Origin of the sequence: Gordonia sp. (in: high G+C Gram-positive bacteria) (assembly GCF_047602025.1) — a bacterium.
In the GTDB taxonomy this organism is placed as follows: domain Bacteria; phylum Actinomycetota; class Actinomycetes; order Mycobacteriales; family Mycobacteriaceae; genus Gordonia.
Genome location: NZ_JASGII010000001.1, coordinates 1298554 through 1314566, shown reverse-complemented (window position 1 = coordinate 1314566; position 16013 = coordinate 1298554). Strand labels below are relative to the sequence as shown.

At 71.2% G+C, this 16013-nt stretch carries 17 protein-coding genes; 2 read left to right on the top strand and 15 right to left on the bottom strand.

What is annotated here, in order from left to right; translation table 11 throughout:
* Window positions 1-7: 7 nt before the first annotated feature.
* From QM728_RS06530 to QM728_RS06485, 10 genes are read right to left on the bottom strand one after another with little or no spacing between them, the layout of a single operon-like run.
* Window positions 8-499, bottom strand: coding sequence for an arginine repressor (locus QM728_RS06530; protein WP_415031227.1), 492 nt, complete (start codon window positions 497-499; stop codon window positions 8-10).
* Entirely contained in the window at window positions 496-1428 is a 933-nt protein-coding gene (gene argF / locus QM728_RS06525; protein ID WP_415031226.1) for an ornithine carbamoyltransferase, read from the bottom strand. Before argF ends, QM728_RS06530 begins: the two co-directional genes overlap by 4 nt.
* A complete protein-coding gene (locus QM728_RS06520) occupies window positions 1425-2612 on the bottom strand; it encodes an acetylornithine transaminase (RefSeq protein WP_415031225.1) in 1188 nt (395 codons plus the stop codon). Before QM728_RS06520 ends, argF begins: the two co-directional genes overlap by 4 nt.
* Complete coding sequence (gene argB, locus QM728_RS06515) at window positions 2609-3493, bottom strand: acetylglutamate kinase (RefSeq protein ID WP_415031224.1); 885 nt, start codon at window positions 3491-3493, stop codon at window positions 2609-2611. Before argB ends, QM728_RS06520 begins: the two co-directional genes overlap by 4 nt.
* Window positions 3490-4719, bottom strand: coding sequence for a bifunctional glutamate N-acetyltransferase/amino-acid acetyltransferase ArgJ (argJ, locus tag QM728_RS06510; protein WP_415031223.1), 1230 nt, complete (start codon window positions 4717-4719; stop codon window positions 3490-3492). The genes argB and argJ overlap by 4 nt, the downstream gene beginning before the upstream one ends.
* Window positions 4716-5753, bottom strand: a complete 1038-nt coding sequence (argC, locus tag QM728_RS06505) for an N-acetyl-gamma-glutamyl-phosphate reductase (RefSeq protein ID WP_415031222.1) — start codon at window positions 5751-5753, stop codon at window positions 4716-4718. Before argC ends, argJ begins: the two co-directional genes overlap by 4 nt.
* A gap of 52 nt (window positions 5754-5805) precedes the next feature.
* A complete protein-coding gene (locus tag QM728_RS06500; protein WP_415031221.1) occupies window positions 5806-6948 on the bottom strand; it encodes a metallophosphoesterase in 1143 nt (380 codons plus the stop codon).
* Between the two features lie 5 nt (window positions 6949-6953).
* Window positions 6954-9443, bottom strand: a complete 2490-nt coding sequence (pheT, locus tag QM728_RS06495) for a phenylalanine--tRNA ligase subunit beta (protein WP_415031220.1) — start codon at window positions 9441-9443, stop codon at window positions 6954-6956.
* 27 nt (window positions 9444-9470) lie between these two features.
* Window positions 9471-10538: a phenylalanine--tRNA ligase subunit alpha gene (gene pheS / locus QM728_RS06490; RefSeq protein ID WP_415031219.1), complete on the bottom strand. Its 1068-nt coding sequence runs from the start codon at window positions 10536-10538 to the stop codon at window positions 9471-9473.
* Window positions 10539-10560: 22 nt separating this feature from the next.
* Window positions 10561-11916 carry an acyltransferase family protein gene (locus QM728_RS06485; RefSeq protein ID WP_415031218.1) on the bottom strand — a complete coding sequence of 452 codons (1356 nt, stop codon included), beginning with the start codon at window positions 11914-11916 and terminating at the stop codon, window positions 10561-10563.
* 88 nt (window positions 11917-12004) lie between these two features.
* Here QM728_RS06485 and QM728_RS06480 point away from each other — a divergent pair, with 88 nt between their 5' ends.
* Window positions 12005-12823, top strand: coding sequence for a hypothetical protein (locus QM728_RS06480; protein ID WP_415031217.1), 819 nt, complete (start codon window positions 12005-12007; stop codon window positions 12821-12823).
* Here QM728_RS06480 and QM728_RS06475 read toward each other — a convergent pair.
* From QM728_RS06475 to infC, 4 genes are all read right to left on the bottom strand, one after another.
* Window positions 12816-13604 (bottom strand): TrmH family RNA methyltransferase, encoded by a 789-nt coding sequence (locus QM728_RS06475; protein ID WP_415031216.1) that lies wholly within the window; start codon window positions 13602-13604, stop codon window positions 12816-12818. The two genes, QM728_RS06480 and QM728_RS06475, sit on opposite strands and share 8 nt — an antisense overlap.
* Before the next feature lie 28 nt (window positions 13605-13632).
* Window positions 13633-14013, bottom strand: coding sequence for a 50S ribosomal protein L20 (gene rplT / locus QM728_RS06470; protein ID WP_415031215.1), 381 nt, complete (start codon window positions 14011-14013; stop codon window positions 13633-13635).
* A 46-nt stretch (window positions 14014-14059) separates the two neighbouring features.
* Window positions 14060-14260, bottom strand: a complete 201-nt coding sequence (gene rpmI, locus QM728_RS06465) for a 50S ribosomal protein L35 (RefSeq protein ID WP_415031214.1) — start codon at window positions 14258-14260, stop codon at window positions 14060-14062.
* Between the two features lie 87 nt (window positions 14261-14347).
* On the bottom strand, window positions 14348-15004 hold the full coding sequence (gene infC, locus QM728_RS06460; RefSeq protein WP_415031213.1) for a translation initiation factor IF-3: 657 nt from the start codon (window positions 15002-15004) through the stop codon (window positions 14348-14350).
* A gap of 223 nt (window positions 15005-15227) precedes the next feature.
* On the opposite strand from infC, the gene QM728_RS06455 reads away from it, so the two are divergent.
* Window positions 15228-15569 (top strand): DUF1844 domain-containing protein, encoded by a 342-nt coding sequence (locus QM728_RS06455; RefSeq protein ID WP_415031212.1) that lies wholly within the window; start codon window positions 15228-15230, stop codon window positions 15567-15569.
* A 17-nt stretch (window positions 15570-15586) separates the two neighbouring features.
* Here QM728_RS06455 and QM728_RS06450 read toward each other — a convergent pair whose 3' ends face one another.
* Entirely contained in the window at window positions 15587-15928 is a 342-nt protein-coding gene (locus tag QM728_RS06450; protein WP_415031211.1) for a hypothetical protein, read from the bottom strand.
* Window positions 15929-16013: the final 85 nt, after the last annotated feature.

The window sequence follows — 16013 nt, the reverse complement described above, 5'->3', positions numbered from 1 at the left end:
CGGGTCGTCAGACCAGTTTCTCCAGGTGTGCGACCAGGTCGGCGCCGGTCATCGGCTCGCGCGCGGCGACGAAAATGGTGTCATCGCCGGCAATCGTGCCGACGACTTCCGGCAGGCTCGCGCGGTCGAGGACGCTGGCCAGATAGTTGGCGGCGCCCGGTGGGGTGCGCAGGACCGCGAGCTGGCCCGACGAGTCGGTTCCGACCAGCATCTCCCCCAGCAGCCGGGCGAGACGGTCGGTGCCGCCGACGACGCCGCGCACCGGTGAGCCGTCCTCGGGGACGACATAGGCCCACGGCCCCCCGTCGGCGCCGCGCAGCTTCACCGCGCCGAGCTCGTCGAGGTCGCGCGACAGCGTCGCCTGGGTGACGTCGACGCCCTGGTCGGCGAGGATCGCCGCCAGCTCGGTCTGTGATCCGACGGCCCGGCTGGACAGGATCTCGACGATCCGGGCGTGGCGTGCCGCGCGGGTCGTACTGCGGACCTCGGCGGTGCTCACGACTGCTCCTGGTGGGCCAACAGCCAGACGAGCAGCGCCTTCTGCGCGTGCAGGCGGTTCTCCGCCTCGTCGAATACGACGCTCGCCGGGCCGTCCATCACCGCGTCGGTGATCTCGTCGCCGCGGTGCGCGGGCAGACAGTGCAGCACGATCGCGCCGTCGGCGGCGTGCCCGAGCAGCTCGTCGTTGATCTGGTAGGGCCGGAACGGGGCGGCCCGGTCCTTGCCGTCGTCCTCTTGGCCCATCGACACCCAGGTGTCGGTGACCAGGACGTCGGCACCGGTCACCGCCGCTACGGGGTCGGTGATCACGGTCGCCGACCCGCCGGTGAGCTTCGCCCGCTCGACCGAGGCCGCGAGGATCGCGGCGTCGGGCGTGAAGCCCGCGGGTCCGCTGACGCGCACGTGCATGCCGGCGGTGACGCCGCCGAGCATGAGCGAGTGGGCCATGTTGTTGGCGCCGTCGCCCAGGTATGTCATGGTCAGACCGGCGGCCTTGCCCTTGTGCTCGATGATCGTCTGCAGGTCCGCGAGCACCTGGCACGGATGGAAGCTGTCCGACAGCGCGTTGACCACGGGGGCCGACGAGAACTCGGCGAGCTCCTCGAGCCGTTCTTGGCCGAAGGTCCGCCAGACGATGGCGTCGACGAAGCGCGACAGCACCCGTCCGGTGTCGGCCAGGGTCTCGTCGCGGCCCATCTGCGTCGAACTCGTGTCGACGACGACGGCGTGCCCGCCGAGTTGGGCGATGCCCACGTCGAAGGAGAACCGGGTGCGCGTCGAGTTCTTGTCGAACAGCACCGCGACGCCGCGGGGGCCGGCCAACGGCTGCTGCGCGAACGGGTTCACCTTGAGCTCGGCGGCCAGCGCCAACACCTCGGCCTGCTCCTGCGGGGTCAGGTCGTCGTCGCGCAGGAAGTGGCGGGTCATGCGTTGTCTCCTTGGGCTTGGTCGAGGATGACGGGCAGCGCATCGATGAACGTCCGCGCCTGCTCCTCGCTGAGGATGAGCGGCGGCGCGAGCCGCAGCACGTTCGCGTCGGGCGCGTTGATGAGGAACCCGGCGCCACGGGCGGCGGCCTCGGCCTCCTTGGCGATGTCTTCCCGCAGCACGACGCCGAGCAACAGCCCGGAACCGCGCACGTGGTCGACGGCGGGGTGGCCGAGTTCTTCGATGCCGGTGGCGAGCGTCTTGCCGACGGCGGCGACGTGCTCGACGAGGCCGTCGCGCTCGATCGTGTCAAGTACCGCGAGGGCCGCGGCGACGCTCATCGGGTTGCCCCCGAACGTCGTGCCGTGCAGGCCGGGGGTGAACAGGTCGGCGGCCCGCGGCCCGGCGATCACCGCGCCGATCGGGAAGCCCCCGCCCAGTCCCTTGGCCAAGGTCATGACGTCGGGCACGACGCCGGCGCCCTGGTGGGCGAAGAAGGCGCCGGTCCGGGCGATGCCGGTCTGCACCTCGTCGAAGATCAGCAGGGCGCCGCGCTCGGCGGTGATCCGGCGGGCGTGCGCGAGGTAGTCGGCCGGCGGCACGACCACGCCGCTCTCCCCCATGATCGGCTCCAGGATGACGGCGGCGGTGTCGTCGCCGACGGTGGCGTCCAGTGCCGCAGCGTCGCCGTAGGGCACGAAGTCCACGCCGGGCGGCATGGGTTCGAACGGTGCCCGCTTCGCCGGTTGCCCGGTCATCGCGAGCGCGCCCATGGTCCGGCCGTGGAACGCCTTCTCGGCCGCGACGATGCCCGACCGCCCGGTCAGTCGGGCGAGTTTGAACGCCGCCTCGTTCGCCTCGGTGCCCGAGTTGCAGAAGAAGACGCGCGATCCGTCGACGCCGAACTTGTCGAGCAGCTTCTCGGCCAGGTCGACGACCGGCGGCGCGATGTAGAGGTTGGACACGTGGCCCAGGGTCGCCATCTGCTCGGTCACCGCCGCGGCGATGGCCGGGTGGCCGTGGCCGAGCGCGTTGACCGCGATGCCGCCGAGCAGGTCGAGGTACTCGTTGCCGTCGGCGTCGGTGACGGTGGCGCCCGAGCCGCTCGTCAAGGCGATGGCCGGCGTCCCGTAGTTGTTCATCATCGACGCGGCCCACCGGGCCCGGTAGTCGGCGGTACTCATGACCGTCCTCCCGCGTCGACGGTCGTCCCGAGCTCCTCGTCGCCGGCGGCCAAGAGCCGCGCGAGGACGGCATGCGGCTGCCGCCCGTCGATGACGTGGGCGGCCGAGACCCCGCCGCGCACCGCCCGCAGGCAGGCTTCCATCTTCGGGATCATCCCCGAGTCCAACGACGGCAACAGCTGCTCCAGCGCGCCGGCGTCGATGTGGCTGGTGAGCGACGACGTGTCGGGCCAATTCGTGTAGAGGCCGGGCACGTCGGTCAGCATGACCAGCCGCTCGGCACCGAGGGCCTCGGCGAGTGCGCCCGCCGCGGTGTCGGCGTTGATGTTGTGCGCCACGCCGTCGGCGTCGGGCGCGATGGTGGAGACGACCGGGATGCGGCCGGCGGCGATCAGGTCGTCGACGGCCGACGTATTCACGGCCGTGATGTCGCCGACGAGGCCGATGTCGGTCTGCTCGCCGTCGACGAGGACGGTCCGCCGGGTGGCGGTGAACAGGTGGGCGTCCTCGCCGGTGATGCCGACCGCGTACGGGCCGCGGGCGTTGATCAATCCGACGAGTTCGCGGCCGACCTGGCCGAACAGGACCATCCGCACGACGTCCATGACCTCGGGGGTGGTGACCCGGAAGCCGCCGCGGAACTCGCCCGACAGGCCGAGCCGGTCGAGCATCGCCGATATCTGCGGGCCGCCGCCGTGCACCACGACGGGGTGGATGCCGCAGGCGCGCAGCAGCACCATGTCGTCGGCGAACGCCGCCTTCAGCTTGTCGTCGACCATCGCGTTGCCGCCGTACTTCACGACGACGGTCGCGCCGTGCAACTCCTGCAGCGCGGGCAGGGACTGGGCGAGCAGGTCGGCCCGCTGGAATGCTTTGCTCATGACGAATAGGCCGAGTTCTCTTCGACGTAGTCGTGCGAGAGGTCGGTGGTGCGGATCGCGGCGAAACCCGACCCCAGGCCGAGGTCGACGAGGAGGTGGATGTCCTCGCCGGACAGATCCACCTCGCGCGCACCGGGCACGCCGACGCCGTTCCGGCAGACCTCGGCGCCGTTGAACGAGACCGCGATCTTGTCCGGGTCCAGATCGATGGGCGCCATGCCGACGGCGGCCATGATGCGGCCCCAGTTGGGGTCGGAGCCGAAGAGCGCGGTCTTGACCAGTGAGTCGCGGGCAATCGTCCGCGCACCGATCAGCGCCTGCTCCTCGTCGGTGGCGCCGACCACCTCGACGACGACCCGCTTCGTCACGCCCTCGGCGTCGGCCATGAGCTGGGCGGCGAGGTCGTCGCACGCGGCGAAGACGGCCGCGTCCAGGTCCTCCTGTGCGACCTTGATCTGGCTGGCCCCCGACGACAACAGCAGGACCGTGTCGTTAGTGGAGCAGGAACCGTCGACGTCGAGCCGGTCGAAGGTGCGCGCCGTGGCCCGCCGCAGCGCGATGTCGAGCTGGTCGGCGTCGACGAGGGCGTCGGTGGTCAACACGACGAGCATCGTGGCCAACGACGGCGCGAGCATGCCGGCGCCCTTGGCCATTCCGCCGACGTTCCAGCCGTCGTGGTGGTGCACGGCGGCCTGCTTGGGCACGGTGTCGGTGGTCATGATCGCGTAGGCAGCGTCGGTACCGCCGGACAGCCCGCCGGCCATCTCGTGGACGATCTCGGTGACGCCGGGCAGCACCTTGTCCATCGGCAACCGGTCGCCGATGAGGCCCGTCGAGCAGACGGCGACCTCGATGGCACCGGTCTCGGTACCCCAGTTGGACAGCGCTTCGGCCACCGCCTCGGCGGTCTTGTGGGTGTCGGCGAAACCCTCCGGGCCGGTGCACGCGTTGGCGCCGCCGGAGTTGAGGATGACCGCCCGCAACCGCTTCGACTCGAGCACCTGCTGGCTCCACAGCACCGGCGCCGCTTTCACCTTGTTGGAGGTGAACACGCCGGCCGCCGCGTACTCGGGGCCCTCGTTGAACACCAGGGCCAGGTCGAAGTTGCCGTTGGCCTTGATGCCGGCGGGCATGCCGGCGGCGCGGAAGCCCAACGGAGCGGTCACGCCCTGCGTCCGCCACAGCCGGTGGGCCGCGGTGGTGTGCGGGGGATGTTTTCCGGTCATGGCGCCACTCCCACGGTGGTCAGGCCCTCGGTCTCACCGAAGCCGAGCGCGAGGTTCATGGATTGGACGGCGGCACCGCCGGTGCCCTTGGTCAGGTTGTCGACGGCGCCGACGGCGACCATCGTGCCCGCCTTCTCGTCGACCGAGACCGCGAGTTGCACGGCGTTGGAGCCGATCACCGACGACGTCGCGGGCAGCCGCCCCTCGGGCAGCAGGTGGACGAACGGCTCGTCGGCGTAGGCCTTCTCGTAGGCGGCCCGGATCTCGGCCGCGTCGGCACTCGTCCGCGCGGTGCAGGTCGCGAGGATGCCCCGCGCCATCGGCGCGAGCACCGGGGTGAAGGAGACCGCGACCGGCGCCTGCGCCGCCTCGGACAGCGCCTGGGAGATCTCCGGGGTGTGCCGGTGGGTGCCGCCGACGCCGTAGGCGCGCGCGGAGCCGATGACCTCCGAGGCCAGCAGGTCGACTTTGAGCGACCGGCCGGCGCCCGACGTGCCGCTGACGGCCACGACGGTGACGTGCGGGTCGACGAGGCCCGTCGCGAGGGCGGGCAACAGCGACAGGATCGACACCGTCGGATAGCAGCCGGGTACGGCGATCCGGGTGGCCGCCGACAGCTTGTCCCGGTTGCCGGGCAGCTCGGGCAGGCCGTACGGCCACGTACCGGCGTGCTCCCCGCCGTAGTAGGTCTCCCAGTCGCCGGCGTCGGTGAGCCGGAAGTCGGCGCCGCAGTCGATGATCAGCGTCGTCGGGGGCAGCGCATCGGCGATCACGGCCGACGTGCCGTGCGGCAGGCCCAGGAAGACGACGTCGTGTCCGGCGAGGATCTCCGGGGTGGTCTCCTGGAGGACACGATCGGCCAGCGGGAGCAGATTGGGGTGGTGCTCCCCCAGCGGTGAACCGGCGTTGCCGCCGGCGGTGAGCGCCCCGATCGTCACCTCGCCGGACTGCACCCGCGGGTGCCCCAGCAACAGGCGCAGGATCTCGCCGCCGGCGTACCCGGAGGCACCGGCGACCGCTACGGAAATCGTCATGGAATCATTATGCACTACAGTGCAAATGTATTCACGTGTGGGTGGGCCAGACCTATTCGACCGCGGACCGCCGCAGCGTGATCATCGCGATCTGCGGCGGCGCACCGACGCGGACCGGCGGACCCCAGGCCCCGGTGCCGCGGGAGACGAAGACCGGCACGTCGCCCACCTTGCCGAAGCCGGAGACGATCGGCTGCTGCAGTCGGACCGCGTAGCGGAACGGCCAGATCTGTCCGCCGTGCGTGTGGCCGGAGAACTGCAGGCCGACGCCCCTCCCCTGGACGCCCTCGGCCTGTTTCGGCTCGTGCGCGAGGAAGATGAGCGCCCGACTGGGGTCTCGCCCGTCTAGCGCTTTCCGGTAGTCGGGGTGGTACGGGGCGGGCGCGGTGCGGTCGTAGACGCCGGCGAGATCGATCACGGCACCACCGCGGCGCAGTTCGACGCGCTCGTTGCGCAGCGGTCGAAGCCCGAGGATCTGCCAGACGTCGAGCCATGCCCCGCCGTCGTCGGAGTAGTACTCGTGGTTGCCGCTCACCGAGTACACGCCCAGCGGCGCGCGCAGGTAGCGGAGCGGTTCGACGCCCTTCTTCACCAGCCGGACGGTGCCGTCCGCGAGGTCGCCGCCCACCAGGACGAGGTCGGGTTTGGCCGCGTTGACCTGTTCGACCACCCGAGTGGTGAATGTTGGGCTGATCGCGGGCCCCACGTGCAGGTCGGTGATGAAGGCGACGCGCAGCCCGTCGAACTCGGGCGGGAGCTTGTCGACGGTAGCGGTGTCCTCGGTGACGGTCGGTCGTGCGGCCTCACGTAATCCGTAGGCGGTGGTCGCCGCCGCGGCGACGACCATCACCCCGGTGAGGACCGCGACCCAGCGGCGGGGGCCGTCGGACTTGCCGCGCACCAGGCGCACCAGCAGCGCGAGGAGACCGATGACGGCGGCGCCGAGCGACAGGTAGTAGACGAAGGCCCACCAGGTGTAGCCCGCGTAGCCGAGCGGTCGCGACCACGACGGATCCAGCGTCCGGCCCACCAACAGGGCGGTGATGCCGAGCAGCGAGCCGACGACCAGCACGGCGTCGGCGGCCTTGGCCCACCATCCGCTCAGCCCGGTGGCGACGACCAGCCGCCGGTGTAGCCAGTAGGCCGTGAGAGCGACGAAAAGGATGCCGATGACGACGGCGCCGAGGACGACCACGGGAGCTACCGCATCCGCGCGCCGACCACGCCGGCGGCGCGGGTGACGGCGGCCATCTTGGCGGCGCTGGCCTCGTCCTCGGTCAGCGTGCGATCCGGTGCGCGGAAGCGCAGCGCGAACGCCAACGACTTCTTGCCCGCGCCCACCTGCTCACCGGTGAAGACGTCGAAGAGCTCGAGCGACTCGAGCAGTTCGCCGGCGCCCTCGCGCAGGGCGGCGGCGACGTCGGCGGCCGAGACCTGGTCGTCGACGACGACGGCGACGTCCTGCAGGACCGCGGGGAACACCGACAGGCTCGGCGCCGGCAGCTTGGTGCTGGTGGGAAGCGCATCGATCGACAGTTCCACCGCGCACGTCCGCTTGGGTAGATTCGCGCGATCGCACACGGCCGGGTGCAGTTCGCCGGCCCAGCCTACGGTCGCGGCCCGGCCGTCGGCGTCGGTCACGACGACCTTGGCGCACCGCCCGGGGTGCCAAGGCAGGTGGTCGTCGGCGACCAGGTCGACGTCGACGCCGGCGGCCCGGGCGATGGAGCGCGCTGCCTCGAAGGCGTCGGTCGCGTCGGCGGGGCGACCGGCGCCCCACGGTCCGGCGGGCTCGGCGAGCCCGGTCAGCACGGCGGCCACGTGCAGGGGCTGGTCGGGCAGGCTCGCGTTGAGCTTCTTCAGGTCCGCGTCGGCGGGACGCGCGGTGACGTCGAAGGCGCCGATAGTCGTGCCGCTGCCGGTGCCGCCGAGCACGACCTGGCCGATGGTGAACAGCGCCAGGTCGCGCTGGCCGCGGGCCAGGTTGCGCCCGACCATCTCCAGCAGGCCGGGCAGCAGCGTCGTGTTGAGCTGCGGGCGCTCGGATTCGAGCGGGTTGAGCACGTCGACGGTGCTGCGCCGCGGGTCGTCGTCGGGCAGGCCCCACACGTCGAAGACGCCGGCCGGCATGAACGGATACGGCAGCACCTCGACGAAGCCGTCGAGGGCCAGCGTGCGCCCGATGGAGCGGCGGCGCTGCTGCGTCGGCGTGAGGCCGCGGCCGCCGGGTGCGCGCGGCACGACCGCGGGAATGTCTTCCAGTCCCTCCAGGCGCAACACCTCTTCGACCAGGTCGGCGGACTGGCGCAGGTCGGGCCGCCACGACGGCGGGGTGACGGCCAGCAGGCCGTCGTGCTCCTCGACGGTGCAGCCGACCTCGCGCAGGCGCTTCGCCGAGGTGCCCGCGGGGTAGTCGATGCCGGCGGTGCGATCGGGGGCGTCGGCCGCGAAAGGGATGACCGGCGCGGGTTCCACGGGAAGGCGGACGTCGGTCCACGCGCCCGTCTCGGCGCCGCCGGCGATCTCCTGGATGAGCAGCGCCGCGCGCGCCGAGGCGATGGCGGTGATCTCCGGGTCGACGGTGCGCTCGAACCGCTTGGCGGCCTCCGAGCTGAGCTTGTGGCGCTTGCCCGTGCGGAAGACGCGGACCGGGTCGAAGGTGGCCGATTCGAGCAGCACGTTCACGGTCTCGTCGCCGACCTCGGTGGTGGCGCCGCCCATGACGCCGGCGAGGGCGATGGCGCCCGAGTCGTCGGCGATGACAACGTCCTCGGCGTCGAGCGTGCGGTCGGTGCCGTCGAGGGTGGTGAGCTTCTCCCCCGCCTTCGCGTTGCGCACGCTGATGCCGCCGCGCACGCGGTCGGCGTCGAAGGCGTGCAACGGCTGGCCGAGCTCGAGCATCACGTAGTTGGTCACGTCGACGACGGCCGAGATCGGGCGGATGCCGGCGATCAGGAGTCGTTTGCGCATCCACCACGGCGAGGCCGCGGTGGGGTCGACGCCGGTGATCACGCGGGCGGTGTAGCGGGTGGCGCCGGTGGCCGGGTCGATGGTGACCGGCGTGCCGCCGTCGCCGGGGGTCCCCGGCTTCGCGTCGGCACCGGGCTCGCGGAAGCCGGCGCCGAGGCTGCCGGCCAGTTCGCGGCCGAGGCCGCGGACCGAGAAGGCGTAGCCGCGGTCGGGGGTCACGTTGACCTCGATGGCGGTGTCCGGCAGGCCGAGGAACGCGCGCGCGTCGTCGCCGGGCCGCGCCGAACCGGCGGGCAGGACGAGGATGCCGGTGTGATCGTCGCCGACGCCCAGTTCGGTCACCGAGCAGATCATGCCGTCGGAGGTCTTGCCGTAGGTCTTGCGCGTGGCGATCTCGAATCCGCCGGGCAGCGTCGTGCCGGGCAGCGCGACGACGACGAGGTCGCCCTCGGTGAAGTTCCGGGCGCCGCACACGATCTCGCGCGGGGCATCCTCGCCGACGGCGACGTGGCAATAGCGGATCGGCTTCTTGAACTCGGTCAGCTCTTCGATGGTCTCGACGCGGCCGATGACCAGCGGACCGGCGATGTCGCCGAACGGCTCGACCTCACCCTCGATCTCGAACCCGACGCGGACAAAGGCGGCGTCGATCTCCTCGGCCGTCGGCGGGGGGCCGCTGAGCTCGAGGACGTCGGTCAACCAGGACTGTGGGAGTCGCACGGAGTTGCTTTCGGTTCGAAGTGATGGTCAGGCGGCGGGGCCGAACGGGGCGGTGAAGCGGATGTCGCCCTCGACCATGTCGCGCATGTCGGTGATGTCGTTGCGGAACTGCAGGGTGCGCTCCAGGCCCATGCCGAAGGCGAAGCCGCTGTACTCGTCGGGGTCGATGCCGCTCGCACGCAGCACGTTCGGGTTGACCATGCCGCAGCCGCCCCACTCGACCCAGCCGGCGCCGCCCTTTTTCGCCGGGAACCAGACGTCGACCTCGGCCGAAGGCTCGGTGAACGGGAAGTAGGACGGCCGCATGCGCGTCGTCGTGTCCGGGCCGAAGAGTGCGTGCGCGAGGGTCTCCAGCGCGCCGCGCAGGTGGGCCATGGTGAGCCCGCGGTCGATGGCCAGGCCCTCGATCTGGTGGAACACCGGGGTGTGGGTGGCGTCGAGCTCGTCGGTGCGGAAGGTGCGGCCGGGGCAGGCGACGTAGATCGGCAGGTCGCGGTCGAGCATGGCGCGCACCTGGACCGGCGAGGTGTGGGTGCGCAACACCTGCCGCGACCCCTCGGGCGCGATGTAGAACGTGTCCTGCATCGACCGCGCGGGGTGGTCGGGCAGGAAGTTGAGCGCGTCGAAGTTGTAGTGCTCGGCCTCAACCTCGGGGCCCTCGGCGATCTCCCAGCCCATGCCGACGAAGACGTCGGCGATCTGCTCGGCGATGACGGTGATCGGGTGGCGCGCGCCGACGCGACGCCGGCCGCTGGGCAGCGTGACGTCGATCGTCTCCGACTCGAGGACGGCCGCGTCACGCTCGGCCTCCAGCTCGGCGGTGCGCGCGGACAGCGCGTCGGTGACGCGGGTGCGCACCTCGTTCACGGCCTTGCCGGCGGCGGCGCGCTGATCGCCGGGCAGGGTGCCCAGCGCGCGGCGGGCCAGCGATACGGGGGCCTTCTCGCCGAGGTGCTCGGTCTTGGCCACGGCCAGCGCGTCGAGGTCGGCGGCGGCCGCGAACGCCGCGACGGCGGCATCGGCCGCGGCGTCGAGCTTGGCGGGATCGAGGGCTGTCGGGTCGGCAGCGGTGTTGTCGTCGTTCTGCTTGGCCACGAACGACAGCCTAGTCGATCGGCTACCGCTGCTGACCTGCGGGTTGAGCCGCCGGAAGCGTGATCAGGCGGGCGGCGACGGCGGCTGCGGCGGTGACCGCCAGCATCGGTGCGCCGACCAGTATTCCGTCGCGGGCGAACATCAGCAGCGCGGCTCCGGTGACGACCATGAGCGCCAGCACGATGCCATCGCGCCGCCGGTTTGCCGCGGTGTGGGCGAGCGAGGTCGCCCGGGCGTCGTCCCACCACGGCAGCGGTCGGTTCTCCAGCGGCGACAGCATGGCGACGACGGGGACCAGCAGCACCAGCAGGATGACGGTCTGCACGGCGACCAGGACCAGGTGCTGGTTCGACGCCGGGTCGTCGCGGGTGAAGCCGACGAGCGAGCTCGCGCCGATGATCAGGCCCAGCAGCGGCAGGTGCCACAGGTACAGCGTCATCGCGCTGCGGTTGCCGAGTGCGACCCACCACCAGACGCGCGGTCGACGGGCCCAGCGCCCGAGTGCCCCGGCTGCGGCGATCGCGAGCAGGCACAGGACGATCGCGTGGCCGGCGAGCAGCACACTCGGCGGGCTCATGTTGGACAGCTTCTGCCCCGGCACGGTCACCATCGAGACGTCGTAGGGACCGAAGACCACCAGCGCGGCGTCGACGGCGAGCATCAGCGCGGCGCCGATGGCGGCGGCCTTCGGGGTGATGAGCTTCTTGGCATAGGCGATGCCCAGGAGCGCCGGGATGGTCCAGGCGGTCGCGAAGGTGATGTTCGTCCAGGCGGGCGTGCCGTCGCCGCTCAGCCGCGCGTAATCGGCGAGGCCGGTGAGCGCGTAGCAAACGGCGACCGCGCCGATGATCTGCGCCAGGGTGGACATCCACTGCAGCAGGGCGACGACGGCGAGGATCACCAGGTAGGCGCCGAGGAACCAGAGCAGCTGGACGCCGAGCCGGGCGATGACGTCGACGGCGGGCGCGCTGCCCGTCCACGCGGCGATGCCGAGCGCCCCGCCGATGGCGAGCAAGTACCAGAACACCGGGCGCAGCAGCCGTTGCGAGCGCCGGAACAACCAGTGCCCGGGCGAGGTCCCGGGTCGCCAGCCGTAGACGGCGGCCGCGGCGCCGGCGAAGAAGAACACCGGCAGCACCTGCAGCAACCAGGTCGCGACCTGTAGGAAGGCGTGGTCGCCGAGCAGGTTGCCGAGTTCGAGCCGGGCGCCGCCGGGGGCCGGCGGGGAGACGGTGAGCATGATCGAGTGGCCGATGACGACGACGAGCAGGCTCGCCAGGCGCAACACGTCGACCGCCCGGTCCCGGGTGTCCCCGGTCAGGCGGTCCAGTTCCGCGGCGTCGATCCGGCCGCACGAGGGCTTCTCAGTGGTGGTCATGCCTACCGATGATTGTCGCGCGCGGGCGCGGGGTCGTCCGGGGAAATACTCAATCGCGGATCCTCCCGCCGCGCCCTACCATCGCGGGATGCGACTCATCACCGACCAGACGGAGATCGACCGGCGCGGCGCGGCCCTGCTGGGCCGAGCCGGCGAATTCGCGTCGGTCGGCGGCGTCGTTGGGACCGGTTTCGACGCCTACGCGCGGATCCTGCACCCGGTGAGCCGACACGACAGCGGGGACGACGAGGTCAGTTGGGCCGACGTCGCGGCGGTGACCGGCGCGACGATGCACCCGCAGGTCCAGTGGTGGGCGGTGCTCGGCCGCCGTCTTGACGCCGACCATGGCGACTCGTACACCGTCGAGCTCCCGAACGGCTGGCACCTGAACGTCGAGTACGAGGGCGAGATGCCGCCGGCGCTGCTGACCGCCCTGACGGGTGTGCTGCGCCCGTTCACGACTCCCGACGACGTCACCGTGGCCATCTGGGGCGGGTGGGGCGAGCTCCACGTCGACGGGAACGTGGATCTGTCCATCGGACAAACCCGGCCGGCCATCCACCGGGACATCGATCCCGCGATCGGGCATGCGGTCCGCCACGGCCCGCATTTCGCGTGGCCCGCGCGCGACATGATCCTGTTCGACGCCACCCTCGGTGAGCTCGCCGACCCCGACTACGGCTACCGGGCGAGGATCTGGCCGCGTGATTGGCGGCGCGGACCCGGCCCGAACATGATCTGGCCGATCGACCTCTCATGGGCGGTCGCGACGGAGATCGACTTCAACTGGACCCTCGTCGGCGGCACGCGCGAGCTGATCGACACCATCCTCGCCGACGACCGGTTCGAGGCCTTCGAGGTGAGCGAGACCGACGAGATGACCTGGGCGTCGGACACGGTCAATTAGCCCGCGCGCTCTCATACAGGCAGATGGCGGCGGCGGTGGCCAGATTCAGGCTCTCGGCGCGGCCCTTGATGGGGATCGACACCCGGTGATCGGCGGCCGCCGCAACGGCGGGCGGCAGTCCGTGGGCCTCGTTGCCGAACAGCCAGGCGGTCGGCGCGGCCAGCACCTCCCCCGCCTCGGGCAGAGCGAGCTCACCGTCGGCGGTGGTGGCGAGCAGGGTCAGACCCGCGCCGCGCAGGGCGGCCAGGCCGTCGTCGACGGAACGCTCCCGCGCGACGGGCAGGTGGAAGACACTGCCGGCGCTGGCGCGCACGCACTTGCCGTTGTGCGGGTCGACGGCGTCGCCGAGGAACACGACGGCGTCGGCGCCCATCGCGTCGGCGCAGCGGATGATGGTGCCCGCGTTGCCGGGCTCGGACGGTTCGACGGCTACGGCGACGAGCGTCGGGCCGCCGCCGAGGACGTCGGCGAGCGGGGCGTCGAGGAGTTCGCACACCGCGAAGACGCCGGGCGGCGTGGTCGCGTCGGCGAGCTTGCCGACGGCGCGCTCGGTGAGCAGCAGGACATCGAGCCCCGCGTCACCGGCCCGCGCGAGCACGTCGCGGTGCCGCTCGGCGTCGTCCTCCCCCACCAGGACGACCTGCGCGCGCCCGGTCTCGACGGCGGCGGTCACCGCGTTGGGGCCTTCGACGAGGAAGCGCCCCTGCTCGCGCCGGGTCGCGGCGCGATGGAGTCTGGCGAAAGAAACGACCCGCGATGAGCGTTCGGTCAGAACATCCATCGCGGGTCGGTTCGGCTGGGTGCCGTGATCAGGCAGCCGGCGCGTTGACGTCGGCCGGCAGCGCCTTGCGGGCGACCTCGACGAGGCCGGTGAAGGCCTGCGGGTCGCTGACGGCGATCTCGGCGAGCACCTTGCGGTCAACCTCGACACCGGCGGCCTTGAGGCCCTGGATGAAGCGGTTGTAGGTGATGTCGTTGGCGCGGGCCGCGGCGTTGATGCGCGAGATCCACAGCTTGCGGAACTCGCCCTTGCGCGCACGACGGTCGCGGTAGGCGTAGGTCATCGAGTGGAGCTGCTGCTCCTTGGCCTTGCGGTACAGGCGCGAGCGCTGTCCGCGGTAGCCCTTCGACGCCTCCAGGGTGGTGCGACGCTTCTTCTGGGCGTTTACTGCCCGCTTCACGCGTGCCATGTCGGAACCTCTTTACTTCGTCTGAGTTGGTCGGGTGGGGGCTGGACTAGCCGTTGCCGTTGAGCAGGCGCTTAATGCGCGGCGCGTCGTTGTCGGACACCACGACGGTGCCGTCCATGGCGCGCTTCTGCTTCGAGGACTTGTGCTCGAGCAGGTGGCGCTTGTTCGCCTTCTGGCGCACGATCTTGCCGCTGCCGGTCACCTTGAATCGCTTCGCGGTGCCCTTGTGGGTCTTTGCCTTTGGCATGGGTACTTCCTGTTCATCGGCCCGAGCCGGGGCTCGGGGTCGTCGGCTCCGCGGTGGCGGAACCTGAGTAGGTCTGTCGGTCGGCCGCTACTCGGCGTCGGCGGCGGGCTCGTCGGGAGTCGTCGCCGGCTGCGTGGTCTGCGTTGCGGCCTTGGCGCGGGTCTTGGCGCCCTTGTGCGGTGCCAGGACCATCGTCATGTTGCGTCCGTCCTGCTTGGCGTTGGTCTCGATGAAGCCGTAGTCGGCGACGTCGTTGCCCAGGCGCTGCAGGAGGCGGAAGCCGAGTTCGGGTCGCGACTGCTCACGACCGCGGAACATGATCGTGACCTTGACCTTCGATCCGGCTTCCAGGAACCGGATGACGTGACCCTTCTTGGTCTCGTAGTCGTGGTCGTCGATCTTGGGGCGGAGCTTCTGCTCCTTGATGACGGTCATCTGCTGGTTGCGACGCGACTCGCGCTGCTTCTGCGCTGCTTCGTACTTGAACTTGCCGTAGTCCATGATCTTGCAGACCGGCGGACGCGCGTCGGGCGCGACTTCCACCAGGTCCAGATCGGCCTCTTCGGCCAGTCGGAGCGCATTTTCAACGCGCACGATGCCCACCTGCTCGCCGTTCGGTCCGACAAGGCGGACTTCCGGGACGCGGATGCGCTCGTTGATGCGAGTCTCAGTGCTGATGGGGCCTCCTAGGTAGGTCGTATTCGTCTCGACCGCCGCTGATTCGCGGGAAGGGGGTGGGGCCACTGCCTCAACAAGAAAGCCCACCGAGGCTGGTCGCGAGGACCATGCTCGAGGGCTCCGATGCCGACCGGACGACACGCCCGCACCGCGGATCTCTCCGCCGAAGGCGTGTGCCGGACCGTGAAACTGCCGTCGCATTGCTGCCGTCGCGTCGCACGGTGGGAGCGGAACTCCACTTGCCTGCCCCGGTTACCCGAGGCGGTCGCACTGTGACAGTCTAACAGTCATGGCGCAGGACTCCTATTCGACGACGGGCGACGACGAACAGGTCCGACAGCTGGGCGAGATCCCGGCGATCGAGGTCATCACCCGGGCCATCGTCATGCTGATGAGCTCGGCTGCCGAGAAGCTCGGCCTGGCCGAGGGGGCCACCGAGGACGACGTCGATCTGGACGAGGCCCGCAAGCTGATCACCGCCCTGGCCGGGCTGTTCGACGCCTCGCGCCGCGACCTCGGGTTGCACGCCAACCCCATCCGCGACGGCGTCAAGGGGTTGCAGGCCGCCTTCCGCGAGGCCAGCGCCTATCCGGATGCCCCCGGTGAGGGGCCGGGCGAGAAACTCGTCTGACCCGGCCCCCGCCGCGGTCACTCCTGCTGGTGCAGCCGGTCGAACAGGGCCGCCAGTCCGGCAGCCTCGCCGACGTCGCCGCCGCGATGCCGGATGGTTCCGTTCTCGCAGATCTGCGCCCGCATGCCCCGCGGGGCCGGGCGCCGCTCCCGCCGACGCGGCTTGGCCGGCTCCGGCAGCACCGCCTCGAGCTCCTTGCGGGGAACGCCCGCCCAGTGGGCCGCCATGCGGACCCAGTGCCGGCAGAGGCCGCACCCGCACCGCTTGTCCCCGCGCGCCTTGTGCGCCGCCGTGCGGGCCTCGACGATCGCCACCGCGAACCGCATCTTGCCGTTGTCCACCATTCCTTTTTCCTCCATCTCCCATTGGGTATACGTCTCCTGTGAGACGTCCGATGGGCGGGGAAAATCAGGTCAGGTGGTGTGCAAGGCGGGTTTCCTTTCG

Excerpts from the sequence above, each read along its gene's own strand:
- argF (WP_415031226.1), bottom strand. The coding sequence starts at position 1,428 with ATGACCCGCCACTTCCTGCGCGACGACGACCTGACCCCGCAGGAGCAG.
- QM728_RS06520 (WP_415031225.1), bottom strand. The coding sequence starts at position 2,612 with ATGAGTACCGCCGACTACCGGGCCCGGTGGGCCGCGTCGATGATGAAC.
- argB (WP_415031224.1), bottom strand. The coding sequence starts at position 3,493 with ATGAGCAAAGCATTCCAGCGGGCCGACCTGCTCGCCCAGTCCCTGCCC.
- argJ (WP_415031223.1), bottom strand. The coding sequence starts at position 4,719 with ATGACCGGAAAACATCCCCCGCACACCACCGCGGCCCACCGGCTGTGG.
- argC (WP_415031222.1), bottom strand. The coding sequence starts at position 5,753 with ATGACGATTTCCGTAGCGGTCGCCGGTGCCTCCGGGTACGCCGGCGGC.
- QM728_RS06485 (WP_415031218.1), bottom strand. The coding sequence starts at position 11,916 with ATGACCACCACTGAGAAGCCCTCGTGCGGCCGGATCGACGCCGCGGAA.
- QM728_RS06480 (WP_415031217.1), top strand. The coding sequence starts at position 12,005 with ATGCGACTCATCACCGACCAGACGGAGATCGACCGGCGCGGCGCGGCC.
- QM728_RS06475 (WP_415031216.1), bottom strand. The coding sequence starts at position 13,604 with ATGGATGTTCTGACCGAACGCTCATCGCGGGTCGTTTCTTTCGCCAGA.
- rplT (WP_415031215.1), bottom strand. The coding sequence starts at position 14,013 with ATGGCACGCGTGAAGCGGGCAGTAAACGCCCAGAAGAAGCGTCGCACC.
- rpmI (WP_415031214.1), bottom strand. The coding sequence starts at position 14,260 with ATGCCAAAGGCAAAGACCCACAAGGGCACCGCGAAGCGATTCAAGGTG.
- QM728_RS06455 (WP_415031212.1), top strand. The coding sequence starts at position 15,228 with ATGGCGCAGGACTCCTATTCGACGACGGGCGACGACGAACAGGTCCGA.
- QM728_RS06450 (WP_415031211.1), bottom strand. The coding sequence starts at position 15,928 with ATGGAGGAAAAAGGAATGGTGGACAACGGCAAGATGCGGTTCGCGGTG.